Genomic DNA, 18,097 nt, shown 5'->3' with positions numbered 1-18,097 from the left:
TAAATTACTATAGCAATGAAAACGAAAAGATTTATATATATATCAACCTTTTGTATCGCGTTAATTTTAACTGCATGCAATAAGGAACTTGACCTGAAACCTCATCAGCAAATTGACCAGGATCAGGCTATTCTTACATCCCGCGATGTAGAGATTACTTTAATAGGCGCTTATAACCGGGCCGGACTATCAGATTTTTACGGCGGCAGTGTGTTTTTAGAGCCCGATCTGCTGGCGACGCAAAGTGTGATTGACTGGTCGGGTACTTACCAGGAGCTTACACAAATGGTGAGTCAAACTATACCTAACGATAATGGCTTTGTGGCCAACTTGTGGCTTGCAGGCTACCAGGTAATTAACCAAACCAACAATGTTTTGGCTAACGTTGATAAAGTTGATGCCGACCAAAAAGATCGTGTGGAAGGTGAGGCTAAATTTTTGAGAGGTCTTGTTTATTTTGACTTGGTTAGGCTATTTGGCAAAGCATATAATGATGGCAGCCCTACAGCTAACCTTGGCGTACCAATTGTGTTAACGCCAACTAAATCGGTTGATGCTTCTTCGCAGGTTGTACGAGCAACAGTTGATGCGGGTTATAAACAGGCTATTGCCGACTTAACAAGTGCCGAGACCTTGCTGCCGGATGATAATGGCGTATATGCCGCAAAAAATGCGGCATCGGCCATACTGGCAAGGCTTTATTTGCAAAAAGAAGATTATACCAATGCAGCCATTGAGGCAAATAAGGTAATAAGCTCGGGTTTATATGAATTAAATAAACCATATGCTAACGAGTTTGCTTTTAATAATCCCGGCCATGTTGATAATACGTCTGAGGATATCTTTGCCATTCAGGTAACCAACCAGCAGGGCGTGAATGATTTGAATACCTATTATGCATCAGCAGATTTTAGTGGCCGTGGCGACATCGCTATCAAACAAAGTTTTTTAAATACGTTTGAAGCAAATGATCAGCGACGCGATGTGTATTATGAAGCCGATGATGTATTATGGACAAGTAAATTCAATAATGTATATGGAAACGTGCGTATAGTACGTTTAGCAGAAATGTACCTGATACGCGCTGAAGCAAACCTGCGTAATAACACAGCTGTAGGCGACACACCCTTAAATGATGTAAATGTAATACGAAAAAGAGCGGGCTTAGCTAATGCAACAACCGTAAGTATTGCAAGTATTAATGTTGAGAGAAGGCATGAGTTAGCATTTGAGGGAGGCTTTTTCTTGCATGATGCTAAACGCCTTAAACTGAATGTAGGTGCCCTGCCTTACAATTCACCCAAATTAATATTTCCAATACCATTAAGAGAAATTAATGCTAACCCCAAATTGCAGCAAAACGAAGGGTACTAATAAACAACAAAATAAAAGCCCGAAGCTATTAGCTTCGGGCTTTTATTTTTAATACTGCGCACGGCACTACAACTCTCCTAATTTTATCAATGCGTAAAATAGTCCGGTGCAATGCAATGCCTGGGCTATTTTATTATCAGCCAAAAGCTGTTTTACTTCGGCTATGGTGTATTCTTCCACTACTAAATGTTCTAATTCATCCAGGTGTTGTTCCTGCACTTTTACGCCGCCTTTGGCCAGGTAACAAAAAGTTTTATTGTTTGCTGTAGACGGGTTGGCATATACGGTGCTAATTAGTTCAATATCATCAAACTGATAACCAGTTTCCTCCAATAACTCTCGCCGCATTGCTGCTTCGGGTATTTCGTCGCCATCAATAACGCCGCCTGGTATTTCAAGTGATACAATATCAGCGGCATGCCTATATTGGCGTACCATTAAAACTTTATTATCAGCAGTAATGGCTACGGCGTTTACCCAATTGGGGTATTCAAGCACATAATAATCTTCCACTATACGGCCGTCAGGCATTTCGCATTTGTCGGTACGTAATGTGGCCCACGGGCCTTTATGTATATAGGTTGATGAAAGGGTTTTCCATTCCATTATTATAGAGATTAGATGTTGGAGACAAGTGATAAGGTCTTTCGGTGCAAATAACTACCAACTGCCTGATGAGCCGCCGCCGCCAAAGCTGCCGCCGCCAAAACCACCAAAGCCACCACCGCCTGACGACCCGCCGCCGCCCCAGCTACCGCCGCCGCCCCAGTCGCTACCGCTACTACGACCACCGCCGCCAAGTAAATTACCGGCCAGGAACCACCAGAAAGGGCTTGCACCGCCGCGGCTGCCAATAATACGGCCACCGCCACCGCCGCCACCTCTGCGAAATATGATGATAAGGATAACTACAACAATAATGATAAGGAAACCTATAGGGCTTCCATTGCCTTTGCTTTTAACAGATTTTTTTTCAGCTTTGTATTCGCCTTTGGTGTATTTGATAATATCATCTGTAGCAGCATCAAGCCCGCCATAATAATCATTCTCCCTAAAGCGGGGCTTCATATCGTTTTGGATGATCTGTTGGGTAATAATATCGGGTAAAGCACCTTCGGCGCCGTAGCCGGTTTGTATGGTCATCTTACGGTCCTCAAGCGCAACCAATACTAAAATACCGTTGTTTTTATCCTTTTGGCCAATTCCCCACTTGCGGCCCAATTGCAAAGCATAATCGCCAATTTCATATTCCCCGGTCGATTTCATAATAACCACCGCTATTTGGGTAGACGAGGAATCATTAAAGGCAACCAGCTTACTTTCCAATTTTTGCTTGTCGCCTTCGGCAAGCGTATTGGTATAATCGGTAACCAGTGTATTGGATTTTTCAGGAATTTCCTGCGAAAACGCGGTGAATATGCAGAGCACTAAGCCCAGGCATAAAATAAGTTTTTTAAGCATTAAGTTTAGGTTAGTTACCATCCATAAAGGCTATATCGTCGGGCAATTCATTTTTATCATCAAGCAGGTAAGGGAAGTACTTTTTTAATTGTTCGCCGGCATTTTTTACGCCGGTAACAATCCCCTCAACCAGGTTACCATATTTAAAATGGTTAAGCATATCCTCTTTTGTGCTATCCCAAAAATCATCGGGCACTACTTTGTTTATGCCTGCATCGCCAATAATGGCAAACTTACGGTCAACAGTAGCTACGTATATCAATACCCCGTTGCGCAGTTTGGTTTTATGCATCTCTAACTGGGCAAAGTATTTAACAGCGCGGTCAAGCGCTTCGTCGCTACAGGTTTTGTCTATACAAACGCGTATCTCGCCCGATGTATTCTTCTCGGCCTCGGCTACTGCCTTTTGTATTTGCTGCTGTTCTTCTTCTGTAAATACTGCCATATAATTAGGATTACACTGATTATTAGAATGATTTCACCGATTAGTTGCCCACCAAATACTAATCGGTGTGATCCAAACTAATCGGTGAAATCAAAATTATTAGAATGCTACTTTTGGCGCTTTATCTGATCCGGCTTCCGATTGGAAGTACCCCTTCTCGTTAAAACCGAACATTTTAGCGGTTATATTAGCCGGGAACGTACGGATTTTGCTATTGTAGTCCTGCACGGCAACGTTAAAATCGCGGCGGGCAACAGATATGCGGTTCTCAGTGCCCTCTAACTGCACTTGCAGCCCCCTGAAGGCATCATTTGCCCTTAGGTTAGGGTAGTTCTCTGATGCAACTAATAGTCGCCCTAAAGCTGTGCTTAGCTGCCCCTGCGCCTGCTGATATTGCTGTATGCTTTCGGGAGTAAGTTTAGTGGGATCAACCTGTATAGATGTAGCCCTTGCGCGGGCATTGGTAACTTCGGTTAAGGTGCTTTTTTCAAAATTAGCTTCACCTTTAACAGTGGCAACCAGGTTAGGTATCAAATCGGTACGGCGCTGGTATTGGGTTTGCACTTCGCCCCATTTGCCTTTAACATTCTCGTCAGATTTTACCATGCCATTATAACTGCAGCCACCCATAAGGGCTAATACAACTACAACAGCTATTACGATAAATAAATTTTTCATTGCGTTTTTGTGTTTAATATGGTGATGTGAATTTACAAATTAGATTACAAAACCCATACCGATGTTACAAACTGTAACATTTACGCCATAATGGCAATATTTAGCTATGTAAATGTATTTAAATAGGGTTTAACAAGATATGATTTTATATTTGCTTCTGTTTAATTTGATAACTGACACGCACATTCTCTCCAAAATTCATGAAGAAAATATTTTCTGCTGTTTTAATTTGCACAGGCTTACACACCGCCGCGCAAACCACACCTCAACAAAACCTTGTACAGTACGTTAAGCCAATTATTGGAACACAACGTATGGGCCATACCTATCCGGGTGCTACCGTACCCTTTGGTATGGTGCAGCTAAGCCCCGAAACCGACACCGCCAGCTACGAACTGAACGGTAAATATAACCCAAAGGTATACGAGTATTGCGCGGGTTATCAATACGATGATAAAACCATAGTTGGTTTTAGCCATACCCATTTTAGTGGTACCGGCCATTCAGATCTGGGTGACTTTTTAATAATGCCAACAGTTGGTGCTTTAAAACTGAACCCAGGGGTGGCAGATAAGCCGGGGAGCGGCTACCGCTCAGGTTTCTCTCATGCTAACGAGGTAAGCGCAGCCAACTATTATAAAGTAAAGCTGGACGAAAGCAATATTATAGCCGAGATGACCACCAGCGCACGAGTAGGCTTTCATCAGTATACCTTCCCTAAGTCAGATCAATCGCATATTATATTAGATCTGATGGCGGGCATCTATAATTATCCCGACAAAACCGTTTGGACCTATGTAAAGGTGTTAAATGATAGTACGCTGGTTGGCTATCGCCAAACCGATGGTTGGGCACGCACGCGTAACCTGTATTTTGCAATGGCATTTTCTAAACCATTTATACAGCATGGCTTTAAGAAGTATGATAAACGCGAAGTATATGGCGGTTTTTGGGGTAAATTCAATCAAAGCAAAAACTTCCCCGAAATTGCAGGCAAGCAAATACGTGCCTACTTTGATTTTAAAACAAACGAAGGAGAAAAGATAAAGATAAAGTTTGCGTTATCGCCGGTAAGTATGGACGGCGCTATGGCTAACATGCAGGCCGAAGTACCGGGTTGGGATTTTGATAAAGTAAAGGCCGATGGCCAGCAACTTTGGGAAACCGAACTGGAGAAAATAACAGTTAACGCATCTACCGAGCGCAAGCAGGATTTTTATACCGCCATGTACCATACCATGATAAACCCAACAGTTTATATGGATGTTGACGGGCAGTACAAAGGCCTCGATCAAAACATACATAAGGCCGAGGGCTTTACCAATTATACCACCTTTAGTTTATGGGATACTTACCGCGCCCTGCACCCGCTGTTTAACATTATACAGCCACAGCGCAATGCCGATATGGTAAGATCGATGATGGTGCATTTTGACCAGAGCCCCGAGCATATGCTACCCGTATGGAGCAACTCGGGTAACGAAAACTGGTGTATGAGCGGCTACCACAGCGTTGCCGTTATTGCGGATGCCGTTGTTAAGGGCAATGCTCCTTTTGATGCTAACAAAGCCCTGGATGCCTGCGTGGCTACCGCCCGCCACCGTAGCTATGAAGGGATTGGCGAATATATAGACCTTGGTTACGTACCCGACGAAAAGACAGGTGTATCGGTATCTAATACTTTAGAGTATGCTTACGACGATTGGGCCATTGCCCAAATGGCCAAAAAACTTGGCCGAACAGATATTTATAACGAGTTTATAAAACGATCTGAAAACTATAAAAATGTTTACGACGCCAAAGCCGGCTTTATGCGCCCTAAACTGGCTAACGGAACTTTCCGCACTAAGTTTGACCCATTGAGTACCATTAACGAAGGCTTTATTGAAGGTAACTCGTGGAACTATACTTTATTTGCCCCGCAGGATCCTGAAGGTTTGATAAAACTGATGGGTGGCGACAAACGTTTTGTAGGGTATTTAGATTCGCTGTTTACCATGAACCTGCCGGATAAATATTTTGCCGAGACCGAAGATATTACCCGCGACGGTATTATTGGTAATTACGTGCATGGTAACGAACCATCGCACCATGTGGCCTACCTGTATAACTGGACGGATAAGCCATGGAAAACACAGGAACGCATACGCATGATATTACCGCGCATGTACAAACCAACACCCGATGGTTTGGGTGGCAACGATGATACCGGCCAAATGAGCGCCTGGTATATATTCAGCAGCTTAGGGTTTTACCCAATGGCACCCGGTTCGGTTGATTATGCTATTGGCAGCCCGGCGGTAAATAACGCCGTTGTGCAAGTTGGCGGTGGCAAAACTTTTACCATCAACGTAAAAAATCAAAGCGAAAAAAATGTTTACGTGCAAAAGATAACACTGAATGGTAAACCATTAACAGGTTTAAACATTACCCACCAGCAAATTATGGATGGGGGCGAAATGGTGTTTTATATGAGCAGTAAGCACAAGTAGTTATTTAGAGAATGGAGAGTGGTTGATTGGTTAAATGGCTGGTCAACCACTTTTTGTTTGTTGGCTTATGAAGTTCGCCACTGGGTTGATTTATTGATTACTGGCAGCCATGCCATAGAGTAATCAATAAATCATTGTAAACATAAAGGGGGTAATTATCAATATCTCTAATCCCTCAATCGTGTCATTAGCCCGCCAGGCAGTGGCGTTCTCTTGCTGCTAAGCTTTTTAACTTGTCTTTAAGTATGGTACGGGCACGGTGCAAAGTAGTACGCGATAATAATTCAGACATACCTAATTTACCGCTGATTTCCTGGTGCGAGTATCCTTCTATAGCGTACATATTAAAAACGGAACGATAGGTATCAGGCAGATCGGCAACCATGCTCATCAGCTCCTGCGCTTCTAAGCCATTATTATTGTAGCTGCTGCTTACCGGTATGTTTTGCTCAGCAAAGTCGTCAACCAACACCATTGTTTTGGCTTTGCGGTAGCGCGATATAGCACTGTGTACCATTATACGACGTATCCATCCCTCAAGGCTGCCTTCGCCGCGGTAATTGTTCATGTTCTTAAACATCTTTATAAAACCTTCCTGTAAAATATCCTGTGCCTCATCTTTATCTTTAGCATAGCGCATGCACACAGCAAGCATTTTAGGCGCTAAAATTCTGTACAACATTTCTTGTTGTTTACGGTCGTTGCGCAAACACCCTTCCCAAAGGGTGTGTAAGCGATTATCAACTGGAGCGATCATTTTTCTCATTCTTTAATGTACTTGGGCCTATGCCAAAACAGAGCCGATTTTATAAGATGCTGATAATCAACAAAATAATTTTAAAACATTTTTTAAACTGTTCGGTAGCGAACAGTTGACCGTTCTTTACCGAACGCTTTTAAGTGTACTATATACACTAAGCTTGTCATCTATACGGAATGCCCTGCAAAAGTGTAACAAGGGCTTATGTATATAAATTCTTTAGCTAGTCGCCAGCGTTTATCCTGCCGGGAATAAAAGCTATCTTTGCATCATCCGGGATAAAAACCCGGCACAACAGCATGATCAAAGAAATTGAAATTGTATGCCCGCCCGGGCAACAGGAAGACGAAACGTTACTGATATCACTTGCAGCCGCAACAGCCAACATTGCTGTTAAAAGTATAAATGGCATTAAAATACTCAAACGATCAATAGACGCCCGAGGCCGCAAGGTGTTATACCGTATGCAGGTGCGCCTGTACGTTGACGAACCTTACCTGCCCGAAGTGTACAACCTGCAATACCCAAATGTAAAGGATGCAAAGCGCGTGCTGATAGTAGGCGCAGGCCCGGCGGGGATATTTGCCGCCCTGCAATGCATAGAAATGGGCCTGAAGCCTGTAATACTGGAGCGCGGCAAGGATGTTAAGCAACGCCGCCGCGATTTGGCCAACATTAACAAACAGGGCCTGGTAAACCCGGAATCGAACTATTGCTTTGGCGAGGGGGGAGCAGGTACTTATTCGGACGGTAAGCTATATACCCGATCTACCAAGCGCGGCGATGTTACCGGCGTGCTAAAAACCTTTGTGGCCCATGGTGCTACCGAAGATATTTTGGTGGATGCACGCCCGCATATTGGAACCAACAAATTGCCGCAGATAATTACCGCCATGCGCGAAACCATTTTAAATGCCGGTGGCGAGGTGTTGTTTGATACCAAAGTAACTGCCTTGCTGGTGCAATTTGGTAAAGTAAAAGGTGTGCAGTTAGCCAATGGCGAAAAACTATTGGCCGATGCAGTGATATTGGCAACAGGCCACTCGGCGCATGATGTTTTCAGGATGCTGCATAGCCAGGATATTTTGATAGAAGCTAAGCCCTTTGCCCTTGGCGTGCGTATTGAGCACCCGCAAGAGATAATAGATCGCGCACAATATCATTGTGAGTACCGCGGGCCGGATCTGCCGCCATCATATTATAATTTAGTGGAGCAGGTGAACGACCGGGGAGTATTTTCGTTTTGCATGTGCCCCGGCGGCATTATTGCCCCTTGTGCCACTGCCGCTGATGAAATTGTAGTGAATGGTTGGAGCCCATCTAAACGAAATAATCCTTTTGCTAACTCGGGCACGGTTGTGCAAATAAATATGGAAGACGTAAAGGGCGATATGAATGACCCTTTCAGGATGCTGAATTTTCAGCAGCAGGCCGAGCATTTGGCCTTTAAGGCAGGTGGTGGTAACCTGGTTGCCCCGGCGCAACGCATGGTTGATTTTGTTGAACGCCGCGTATCTGCCGATCTGCCCCAAAATTCGTACCTGCCTGGCTGCAAAAGCACCGACCTGCAGCAAGTTTTACCCGACTGGATACACGAGCGTCTGCGCAAAGCCCTACCCGCCTTTGGCCGTAAAATGAAAGACTATTATACCAACGAGGCCATATTAGTAGGGGTAGAGTCGCGCACTTCATCACCCATAAAAGTACCGCGGGACAGGGAAACCCTGCAACACCCGCAAGTTGCCGGCCTATACCCCTGCGGCGAAGGCGCCGGTTATGCAGGGGGCATTATCTCGGCAGCTATTGATGGGGTAAATTGTGCGAATGCGGCGGTAGGATATCTATCGTAGAGGCGCGATACTTCGCGTCTCTCTCAGCGTTAGGGATTGTAGCGGATACCTGCCTGCGCCTAAGGCCTGCGCAGTATAAGCGTAAAGCCCGACCGCAGGGAACGCACATAAGAACCAATTATACTTAAACGTTATACAACCATGACAACTGCCCAAAACCTGCAAAATAAATTGCAAACCATACTAAGCGGAGATGCCTGGTATGGGCCTAATACCTATAGTTTGTTGGACCAAATCCCTTTTGAGGCTGCCTATGAAAAACCAAGCGGATCTATCCATAGCATAGCCGGTATTTTACTGCACATGCTGGGATGGACAATAGAGGTTACCGACCGCATGAATGGCCAGGTAGCAAAAGAACCCACCGGCGGCGACTGGCCCGACCCCGGCCAACCCAACGAAGATAAGTGGCATAGCCTGATAAGCGATTATAAACTGGCTAATACCGTACTAAGCGGTGTGATACAAAACTTTGCCGAAGATAAATGGCAGCAACCCATAAAAGACGCCCGTAACCGCGAACTGGGTACCGGCGTGAGCCACCTTGTACTAATTGAGGGCCTTATACAGCACCATATTTACCACAGCGGGCAAATTGCATTGCTAAGCAGAATAGTTGGCAGTTTATAGTTTGCTGTTAGCAAGCAAAGCACACTGCTAACTGGCTTAATAAGCCAACTCTTCGCAGCTAAAGCCGGCAATGTGCAGCATGTGGTTAATAGTTTGCGGCTCAACCCCGCTGCTTACTACGCGCAGTATATTGTCGCAATCCTCCAGGTCAAAATTGTATTGCCTTATTTCTGATAAAGAAGCAAGCAGGGGGTGTATCCTGCTTACTTCGTGCGTGGTACCAACGCTTGTTTCAAATATCAGCACATCCATAATTGTTGTTTTTTGGGTAGATGTATAGTTAAACTTTTAAATACCGTCATGCTGAACTTGTTTCAGCACCTCACATACAAATTGTCTATCTATCCTGTGAGATGCCGAAATAATTCGGCATGACGGTAAATTATTACTCCGCTGCTTTTGTTTCTTCGGCGGGTTGTTCGCCCATCCAGTCGCCGCGGCCACGGCGGCCCCAGCTGGCGCAGCGGTCGCGCATTTGCTCTTTAAAGCGGGCCTTGTCTTCCTCGCTCATGCCATTGAATTTTTCCATCATCATTTGCTTACGGCGCATCCAGGGGGCACCGCCGCCCTTGCCACCAAAGCCGAATAATATTTTACACAGCACAAATATGCCCATGGCCTGCCAAAAAGTTATTACGCCTACATGCAGTATGCCCGGCAGCAGGTTGTTCCATAGCTGCATTACTACAAAACTTATAAGGGTCAGTATAGCTGCTACGCCAAAAGGTATCAGCCAAAAGAATTTTTTACGGTTATTAAATGAAGGTCTCATTGTATGTATTTTTTACTTAATGTTTTAATATTCTGTTATTTCCTGATAAAGTTGTTTTAGCCGCTTGCGCAGGTGTACAACCGCATACCGCTTGCGCGATACCAGCGTTTGTACGTTATCGCCGGTGCGTTTAGCTATCTCGTCAAACGGTACGTCGTCCAGTTCGTGCCAAATAAATACCTGGCGTTGGTTTTCGGGCAGCTCGTCAAGCGCTAAAAAAAGCTGTTCCCAAAAAAGGCTGCGCATGTATTCGGTTTCGGGCGTGTTGGCCTCGGCCATTAGTATGGCGTTAAAGTCGGGCGCGTCGTCATCGTCGTCGCCGGTAGCGGGTAGCATATCGTCTAAAAGAGTTTCGGTATGCTTTTTATGCTTATCGGTTATTTTGTTGCGGGCAACTTTATACAGCCAGGCGCTGGTTTGTTCAATAGGGCCGGCGTTTATTACATTGCTAAACTGGTACCAAACATCCTGCAGAATGTCTTCGGCGTCGGCATCGTTATTCACCCGCTTGCGAATAAAGCCCAGCAAGCTTTTACCATACGACGCTATAGTTTGTATGATGTGGCTGTTTTTGTCCTGGGGCATTGTTGCGGCGGCTGTCAATTTTATCAGTGTTTAAAGATAAAGACGAGCGTGGTTGTAAAACATTTTAAATTATTTTTTATTTTTCGCCTCAGCCCGTCGTATCAACTCACCCCGACATCGCTAAGCCGCTCGTCGGTCCTCTCTTCGCAAGCGAAAAGAGGGCGGGAAGAAATTGTTGAACTTTGCTCCCTCTCCAAAGGAGGGGGCGGAAAAGCTTTTTAAAGACCTCTCCTTTTGGAGAGGATTTAGGTGAGGCCAAACTAAAACCCTCCCTGCACGTTATAACCCCATGGCCGATAAAAAGACATTGATACTGGGCGCCACGCCCGACGCAAGCCGTTACGCTTACCTGGCCGCTAATCGTTTAGTGCGCAGCGGGCACAGCATAGTAAACGTAGGCATAAAAACCGGCGAGGTAGCCGGCGTGCCTATAGAAAAACCCGAAACTATACACACCGATATTGATACCATTACCCTGTATGTAGGCCCCCAAAACCAACCGCCACTGTACGATTATATACTGAACACCCAACCCAAACGCATTATTTTTAACCCCGGCACCGAAAACCAGGAATTGCGCCGCCTTGCCGAACAAAAAGGCATTAAAACCGACTACGCCTGTACTTTGGTGTTGCTAAGCGTAGGGCAGTATTGATTTTTGAGGTGTTTTAGGGGAAAGGTAAAAGGCGAAAGGTAAAAGGTTTGATACGGGAGGTTCGGCCCTCTCTCCGCGCGTCTTTGCGAGGTACGAAGCAATCTCCAAACTGTGCAGATAAGTAACTATATTTGGTTATGACCACCTATTACCTAAGCACCGACCAGCCCAGCACTTGCCCTATTTGCGGCACGCGAACGGATATTATATCTAACTTCTTTCATACACTATTACAACTTACCATAAACGAGTGTTTAAATACCCAATGCAAACACGTATTTTGTGAGGTAGAAGGATAATATGAAAGAAGGCCAAAGTTTATGGACAAAAGAGCAGCTGATATTAGCTATTAATTTATATAGCAAGATACGCTTTGGCCAAATGCACGCCAGCAACAAGGATGTACAGGAATTAGCCGCGATAATTGACAGAACGCCGGCTGCTGTTGCCCGTAAGTTAGGCAACTTTGCCAGTTTTGACCCTAACCTGCAAGCCCGAGGTGTAAAAGGCTTAGAAAATGTAAGCAAGCTTGATAGGCAAGTTTGGCAAGAGTATATGAACAATTGGGATGAATTGTTTATTGAGGGAGAAACCTTGCTTGCTCAAAAGAAAGCCACGACAATAGAAGCACTTAACCCGTTAGAAGAGGAGGAATGGCAACCCGCCGAGGGTCGAGAAGCACGCCGGTCGGTGCTTGTCCGTTTAAATCAAACTGCTTTTCGCAAAATGGTATTGAGTAACTTTGATAACAAATGCTCTATTACCGGCATCGATCAAACTTCTCTACTTGTTGCCAGTCATATTTTGCCATGGAGTAAAGATGAAGGCAATAGACTTAACCCCAAAAATGGCTTAGCCCTAAATGCATTGCACGATAAAGCTTTTGATAGGGGATTAATCACTATTACCGAAGATTTTAAAATTAAAGTGTCGCCCGTATTTTTAAAAAGCAACACTATAGAAAGCATCAAAGAAAACTTTGTTAACTATGATGGTAAATTAATGATAGCGCCTAAGAAATTTTTTCCTGATATAGAGTTTTTGAAAATCCATAACGAAAGTTTTAAGGCTTAGTTCACTTATATCCGATTGCCACATCCACGTCATAGGGTTATTTTCGCTTATGCCAAACATCAAATTCTCTTACCTCTATCGCGATAGCAGCAACTATAAAAACTTCGGCTTTATAGTCTTTGATAATTCATGCAATATAAGCTTAGAGGGATTCGAAGCAATTATTCGCTCTAAACTAATAGATGATACTTGGTTTTATGCCAGTGAGTGGGGCTTGTCAAATCTGTATTTCGATACTATAGACATTGAAGCCGACCCGACTTGGCATGAATTTGAAAGTGTTGAGTATACCGAAGATACAGCGACAAATAGTTTATCAATTTCTTCTTTCTACTGTGTAGATGAGTTAATGAATAATGTTGCAATTTTTCCACACTACATTATAAACATGTAATTATGGGTAACTTGCTTTTAAAATTACAGGAAATTGAAAAAGGAAGTCATATTAGAGTTATTTGGCAGGTTTGAACAAGCTTGTTATAACCATGAGGGTTTAGAATACTGGAGTGCAAGAGACCTGCAATCAATTTTAGGCTACTTGCGATGGGAGAACTTTTTTAACGCCATTGAGAGAGCCAAAAAGGCCTGTGAGAATGCTGATTCTAAAATAGAGGATCATTTTCGTGACACCACGAAAATGATCGCGATAGCAAAAAGCGCACAAAGAGAAGTCGAAGACGTTGCTCTAACAAGATACGCCTGTTATCTCATCGCGCAAAATGGTGACCCATCAAAACCGCCAATTGCGTTTGCCCAAACATACTTTGCAGTACAAACTCGAAAACAGGAAATTATAGAGCAGCGCTTAATTGATGTTGAACGTGTGACGGCTCGCGACAAGCTATCCAAGTCTGAAAAGAAATTATCAGGGATATTGTACGAGCGAGGTGTAGACGGTAAAGGTTTTGCCCTAATTCGTTCAAAGGGCGACCAAGCTTTATTTGGTGGTTTTAGCACTAATGATATGAAGAAGAAGCTGGGCATACCAGCATCAAAACCATTAGCAGATTTTTTGCCTACGCTTACTATCAAAGCCAAAGATTTTGCCAACGAACTCACCAGCCATAATGTAATAGAGAAAGACCTGAACAAAGAAACCCAGATATCGCAGGAACATATCGACAACAACAAAGCAGTCAGGAACATTTTATTGCAACGCGGTGTTAAGCCTGAAGCGTTACCGCCAGCAGATGATGTAAAGAAATTAGAGCGGCGTTTAGAAACCGACGAAAAGAATGCTGCCAAAGGCTCAAAAAAATAACATGAAAAACCGCTACCTCCCAATACTACTACTCACTGCCACAGCTTTAATATCCGCTTGTTCGCCTAAGGGGCCGTATGCTTTAACTAATAAGGTGTATCAGCAGCATGCCGATAGCCTGAGCACTACTTTATTGGCCGAGACCCCTGCCGTGCTGGCCGATAGCACGGGCAAACCCATACCAAGCGACTGGGTGGGCACTGTTAATTTTAACCTGCGCAAACCCAATTACGTGGTGATACATTATACCGCGCAAGATTCGGTTGCGCAAACGCTGCGCACTTTTACATTGGTGAAACCGCAGGTAAGCGCCCATTATGTAATTGGCAAGGATGGCAAGGTGATACACATGCTAAACGATTATATGCGCGCCTGGCATGCAGGCACCGGCAAATGGGGCAGCGTGACTGATATGAACAGTTGCTCGATAGGTATCGAGCTGGATAATAAGGGCAACGAGCCTTTTGCACCGGCACAGATAAAAAGCCTGCTGGCGCTGCTTACCCAGTTAAAACGAACTTACAATATACCGGTGGCTAATTTTATTGGTCACCAGGATGTGGCCCCACCCCGCAAAGCCGACCCGGGTAAGTTGTTCCCGTGGCAGTTATTGGCACAAAAGGGTTTCGGCCTGTGGTGCGATACCACCCTTATACCCGCCCCCGAAGGATTTGACAGCACCACAGCACTGCGCCTAATTGGTTATGATACCAGCAACCTGAACGCCGCTATTACCGCCTTTAAAGCCCACTTTGTACAGTTTGATGATACCCCCGTACTCACCCCCTGCGATTTGGATGTGCTGTATAATGTGTACAGGAAGTATTGAAGAGGTAAGAGGTAAAAGGTAAAGGGTAAAAGGTAGCTCCCTACGATAGAAAGCCTTTGCCTTTAACCTTTCGCCTTTCACCTTTAACCTTTCTTCACCCAGCCATCCTTTAATGTTACGGTGCGGTTAAATACCAGCTTATCGGTAGTCGAGTTTTTGTCGAGTGTAAAGTAGCCCTTGCGTATAAATTGCACCGGTGTACCCGCTACGGCGTTGGCCAGGTCGGGTTCGATGTATGCGGTTGGCAATATATGCAGGCTGTTGGGATTAATATAATCTTTAAAGTCACCGTCCTCGTTGCTTGGGTCTTCTACCTGAAAAAGGCGGTCGTACAGGCGTATCTCCGCAGTAAGGGCGTGGTCCGCGCTCACCCAGTGTATGGTGCCTTTAACGTTTATGCCGCTGGTATCGCTGCCGCTTTTTGATTCGGGTATGTAGGTGCAATGTATTTCGGTAATATTGCCATCGGCATCCTTAACAATGCTTTCGCCTTTAATAATGTAGGCACTTTTAAGGCGTACCATTAACCCCACACCCAGGCGGAAGTATTTTTTGGTAGGCTCTTCCATAAAGTCGTCGCGCTCTATCCACAACTCGCGACTAAACGGAAACTCACGGCTGCCATCGCCACCTTCAACTTCAGGGTTGTTTTCGCCATGGAATATTTCCGTTTGACCTTCCGGATAATTAGTGATAACCAGTTTAACCGGGTCAAGCACGGCCATACGGCGCCAGGCGGTTTTGTTAAGGTCTTCGCGTATGCAAAACTCCAGCAAGCCTACATCTATCATGTTTTCGCGCTTGGCCACGCCAATACGCTCGCAAAACTCGCGGATGCTGGCAGGGGTATAACCACGGCGGCGCAGGCCGCTAATGGTAGGCATGCGCGGGTCGTCCCAGCCGTCTACATGGCCATCGGTAACCAGTTGCAGCAGCTTGCGCTTGCTCATTACCGTATAGTTTAGGTTAAGGCGGGCAAACTCATATTGTTTGCTCGGGAACAGGCTCAATTGCTCAATAAACCATTCGTACAATGGGCGGTGAGGTATAAACTCAACCGTACATATCGAGTGGGTGATCTCTTCTATGGCATCGCTTTGACCATGAGCAAAATCGTACATCGGGTAAATGCACCAGGCATCGCCGGTACGGTGATGGTGAGCATGTTTAATGCGATACATTAAAGGGTCGCGCAGGTGCATGTTTGGCGATGCCAGGTCAAGCTTGGCCCGTAGTACCTTGGCGCCATCGGGGTATTTGCCGGCTTTCATATCGGCAAAAAGTTGCAGGTTTTCTTCAACAGAGCGACTGCGGTATTGATTAGCCACACCGGGTTCGGTAGGGGTGCCTTTTTGCGAGGCTATCTCCTCGGCGCTACTATCATCAACATAAGCCAGGTCTTTTTTTATCAGGGCAACGGCAAAGTCGTACAGCTTGTCAAAGTAGTCAGACGCGTATAGCTCGTTGGCCCATTCAAAGCCCAGCCATTTTACATCTTCCTTAATGCTGTCTACGTACTCTACATCTTCCTTTACAGGGTTAGTATCGTCAAAACGCAGGTTGGTTTTGCCATTATATTTTTGAGCAAGGCCAAAGTTAAGGCATATCGATTTTGCGTGCCCTATGTGCAGGTAGCCGTTAGGCTCGGGCGGGAAACGGGTTAACACCCTTCCCCCATGCTTACCGGCAGCAATATCGGCTTCAACAATTTCCTCTAAAAAGTTTAATGATCTTTCTTCGCTCATGATAGGGGCAAAAATAGGAAAATACACAGAATTATACGTTTTTATGCATAATTATACAGCAGTGTGTATAAGGGCTGGTATAATTTTTTCTTTTAACTTTGATAAGCTTTTAAGCATAGCTGAATCTATGAGCGATACCCAATTTAACCGCCCTATACGTGTTTTAGTCGCGAAAGTAGGCCTTGACGGGCACGACCGCGGCGCCCGCATCATCGCCACCACCTTGCGCGATGCCGGCATGGAGGTAATATACACCGGCCTGCGCCAAACGCCCGAAATGGTAGTGAACACCGCCCTGCAAGAGGATGTGGACGCTATCGGCATCAGCATACTATCGGGCGCGCACATGACGGTTTTCCCTAAGGTGATGGCTTTAATAAAGGAGAAGAAGATGGATGATGTACTGCTTACCGGTGGTGGTATTATCCCTGCGGATGATATGGCCGAACTGCAAAAAATAGGCGTAGGCAAATTGTTCCCGCCGGGTACCAGCACGCAAGACATTGTTACCTATATAACCAATTGGGTGCACCAGCACCGTAATTTTTGATTGAACTTATTATGGAGTTTGAAAACATACTGGTCCAAACCAGGGGCCGCATACAATACATTGTCATCAATCGCGAAAGCAAATTAAACGCGCTAAATAAATTTACCTTAATAGAGCTGCACGAGGCTTTAACTGATGCTTTTAATGATGAAAGCATTGGCGGCATAATAATTACCGGCGCGGGCACAAAGGCCTTTGTTGCCGGTGCAGATATTACCGAGTTTGCCGATCTGGACGTTGCGGGTGGGCGCAACCTTGCCCGTGAGGGCCATACCAAGGTTTTTAATGTAATTGCTAACGGCAACAAGCCGGTAATAGCGGCTATAAATGGTTTTGCATTGGGTGGAGGGCTGGAACTTGCTATGGCCTGCCATATACGCATTGCTGCCGATACCGCTAAAATGGGCCTGCCCGAAGTTACCTTGGGCCTTATACCCGGCTACGGTGGCACCCAGCGTTTAACCCAATTGGTGGGCCGCGGCAAGGCGCTCGAAATGATAATGACAGCTGATATGCTTACCGCTGCTGATGCCTTGCAGGCAGGTTTGGTTAACCAGGTAGTGTTTCAGGCCGATTTACTGCCCAGGGCCGAAGAACTGATGAATAAAATACTTACCCGGGCCCCATTGGCCATTGCTGCCGCCATTCGGGCTGTTAACGATGCCGCTAATGACGGGGTTAATGGCTACGAAACCGAGATAGAAGAGTTTGGAAAATGCTTTGGTACGGATGATTTTAAAGAGGGGGTGGCCGCATTTTTAGAAAGGCGGAAGCCGGAATTTAAGGGCAAATAATTATCAAGTTTACAATAGCCTGACCAAAATACCCATCTGGTCAAAAAATAATTATCTGTTAATCAATCGATTGAATTAACGTGACAATAGGATGAAAAATTGAATGTGATTTGGTGCTTTACTTTGCCCTGTCTTTAAACAA

General features: G+C 45.1%; 20 protein-coding genes. 11 read left to right on the top strand and 9 right to left on the bottom strand.

Annotated elements, in window-relative coordinates; genetic code table 11:
- Window positions 1-15 precede the first annotated feature (15 nt).
- On the top strand, window positions 16-1,374 hold the full coding sequence (locus tag FFF34_011730; GenBank protein TSD64573.1) for a RagB/SusD family nutrient uptake outer membrane protein: 1,359 nt from the start codon (window positions 16-18) through the stop codon (window positions 1,372-1,374).
- A 66-nt stretch (window positions 1,375-1,440) separates the two neighbouring features.
- Here FFF34_011730 and FFF34_011725 read toward each other — a convergent pair whose 3' ends face one another.
- From FFF34_011725 to FFF34_011710, 4 genes are all read right to left on the bottom strand, one after another.
- Window positions 1,441-1,983, bottom strand: a complete 543-nt coding sequence (locus tag FFF34_011725; protein ID TSD64572.1) for an NUDIX hydrolase — start codon at window positions 1,981-1,983, stop codon at window positions 1,441-1,443.
- A 51-nt stretch (window positions 1,984-2,034) separates the two neighbouring features.
- Window positions 2,035-2,835 (bottom strand): TPM domain-containing protein, encoded by an 801-nt coding sequence (locus FFF34_011720; GenBank protein TSD64571.1) that lies wholly within the window; start codon window positions 2,833-2,835, stop codon window positions 2,035-2,037.
- Window positions 2,836-2,845: 10 nt separating this feature from the next.
- Window positions 2,846-3,280, bottom strand: coding sequence for a TPM domain-containing protein (locus FFF34_011715; GenBank protein ID TSD64570.1), 435 nt, complete (start codon window positions 3,278-3,280; stop codon window positions 2,846-2,848).
- A gap of 99 nt (window positions 3,281-3,379) precedes the next feature.
- Window positions 3,380-3,958 (bottom strand): LemA family protein, encoded by a 579-nt coding sequence (locus FFF34_011710; protein TSD64569.1) that lies wholly within the window; start codon window positions 3,956-3,958, stop codon window positions 3,380-3,382.
- Between the two features lie 200 nt (window positions 3,959-4,158).
- Here FFF34_011710 and FFF34_011705 point away from each other — a divergent pair, with 200 nt between their 5' ends.
- A complete protein-coding gene (locus FFF34_011705; protein ID TSD64568.1) occupies window positions 4,159-6,450 on the top strand; it encodes a glycoside hydrolase family 92 protein in 2,292 nt (763 codons plus the stop codon).
- A 187-nt stretch (window positions 6,451-6,637) separates the two neighbouring features.
- Here the strand turns inward: FFF34_011705 and FFF34_011700 are convergent, their stop codons facing one another.
- Window positions 6,638-7,207, bottom strand: coding sequence for an RNA polymerase sigma factor (locus tag FFF34_011700; GenBank protein ID TSD65058.1), 570 nt, complete (start codon window positions 7,205-7,207; stop codon window positions 6,638-6,640).
- Window positions 7,208-7,509: 302 nt separating this feature from the next.
- On the opposite strand from FFF34_011700, the gene FFF34_011695 reads away from it, so the two are divergent.
- Both FFF34_011695 and FFF34_011690 read left to right on the top strand, forming a co-directional pair.
- Window positions 7,510-9,060 carry an FAD-binding protein gene (locus FFF34_011695; GenBank protein ID TSD64567.1) on the top strand — a complete coding sequence of 517 codons (1,551 nt, stop codon included), beginning with the start codon at window positions 7,510-7,512 and terminating at the stop codon, window positions 9,058-9,060.
- A 141-nt stretch (window positions 9,061-9,201) separates the two neighbouring features.
- On the top strand, window positions 9,202-9,690 hold the full coding sequence (locus tag FFF34_011690; protein TSD64566.1) for a hypothetical protein: 489 nt from the start codon (window positions 9,202-9,204) through the stop codon (window positions 9,688-9,690).
- 36 nt (window positions 9,691-9,726) lie between these two features.
- On the opposite strand, the gene FFF34_011685 is transcribed toward FFF34_011690, so the two are convergent.
- From FFF34_011685 to FFF34_011675, 3 genes are all read right to left on the bottom strand, one after another.
- Window positions 9,727-9,942 carry a hypothetical protein gene (locus FFF34_011685; protein TSD64565.1) on the bottom strand — a complete coding sequence of 72 codons (216 nt, stop codon included), beginning with the start codon at window positions 9,940-9,942 and terminating at the stop codon, window positions 9,727-9,729.
- Between the two features lie 133 nt (window positions 9,943-10,075).
- Window positions 10,076-10,462, bottom strand: coding sequence for a hypothetical protein (locus FFF34_011680; protein TSD64564.1), 387 nt, complete (start codon window positions 10,460-10,462; stop codon window positions 10,076-10,078).
- A 24-nt stretch (window positions 10,463-10,486) separates the two neighbouring features.
- Window positions 10,487-11,047, bottom strand: coding sequence for a sigma-70 family RNA polymerase sigma factor (locus FFF34_011675; protein TSD64563.1), 561 nt, complete (start codon window positions 11,045-11,047; stop codon window positions 10,487-10,489).
- Between the two features lie 289 nt (window positions 11,048-11,336).
- Between FFF34_011675 and FFF34_011670 the strand changes: the two genes are divergently transcribed.
- The 5 genes from FFF34_011670 (at window position 11,337) to FFF34_011650 (ending at window position 14,866) form a co-directional block, all read left to right on the top strand.
- Window positions 11,337-11,702 (top strand): CoA-binding protein, encoded by a 366-nt coding sequence (locus FFF34_011670; GenBank protein ID TSD64562.1) that lies wholly within the window; start codon window positions 11,337-11,339, stop codon window positions 11,700-11,702.
- Between the two features lie 300 nt (window positions 11,703-12,002).
- Window positions 12,003-12,776 (top strand): HNH endonuclease, encoded by a 774-nt coding sequence (locus FFF34_011665; protein TSD64561.1) that lies wholly within the window; start codon window positions 12,003-12,005, stop codon window positions 12,774-12,776.
- Between the two features lie 49 nt (window positions 12,777-12,825).
- Window positions 12,826-13,170: a hypothetical protein gene (locus FFF34_011660; protein TSD64560.1), complete on the top strand. Its 345-nt coding sequence runs from the start codon at window positions 12,826-12,828 to the stop codon at window positions 13,168-13,170.
- Between the two features lie 33 nt (window positions 13,171-13,203).
- Window positions 13,204-14,037 carry a DNA damage-inducible protein D gene (gene dinD / locus FFF34_011655; GenBank protein TSD64559.1) on the top strand — a complete coding sequence of 278 codons (834 nt, stop codon included), beginning with the start codon at window positions 13,204-13,206 and terminating at the stop codon, window positions 14,035-14,037.
- 1 nt (window position 14,038) lies between these two features.
- Window positions 14,039-14,866: an N-acetylmuramoyl-L-alanine amidase gene (locus FFF34_011650; protein TSD64558.1), complete on the top strand. Its 828-nt coding sequence runs from the start codon at window positions 14,039-14,041 to the stop codon at window positions 14,864-14,866.
- A gap of 83 nt (window positions 14,867-14,949) precedes the next feature.
- On the opposite strand, the gene FFF34_011645 is transcribed toward FFF34_011650, so the two are convergent.
- The gene (locus FFF34_011645; protein TSD65057.1) at window positions 14,950-16,614 is read right to left on the bottom strand and encodes a glutamine--tRNA ligase/YqeY domain fusion protein; all 1,665 of its coding nucleotides are present in this window, start codon (window positions 16,612-16,614) and stop codon (window positions 14,950-14,952) included.
- 124 nt (window positions 16,615-16,738) lie between these two features.
- Between FFF34_011645 and FFF34_011640 the strand changes: the two genes are divergently transcribed.
- Together FFF34_011640 and FFF34_011635 are read left to right on the top strand one after the other, a co-directional pair.
- On the top strand, window positions 16,739-17,161 hold the full coding sequence (locus tag FFF34_011640) for a cobalamin B12-binding domain-containing protein (protein TSD64557.1): 423 nt from the start codon (window positions 16,739-16,741) through the stop codon (window positions 17,159-17,161).
- 11 nt (window positions 17,162-17,172) lie between these two features.
- Window positions 17,173-17,955: an enoyl-CoA hydratase gene (locus tag FFF34_011635; protein TSD65056.1), complete on the top strand. Its 783-nt coding sequence runs from the start codon at window positions 17,173-17,175 to the stop codon at window positions 17,953-17,955.
- The last annotated feature ends 142 nt before the right edge of the window (window positions 17,956-18,097 follow it).

The organism is Inquilinus sp. KBS0705, assembly GCA_005938025.2.
Taxonomy (GTDB): domain Bacteria; phylum Bacteroidota; class Bacteroidia; order Sphingobacteriales; family Sphingobacteriaceae; genus Mucilaginibacter.
This window is presented reverse-complemented; position numbering and strand designations above follow the sequence as displayed.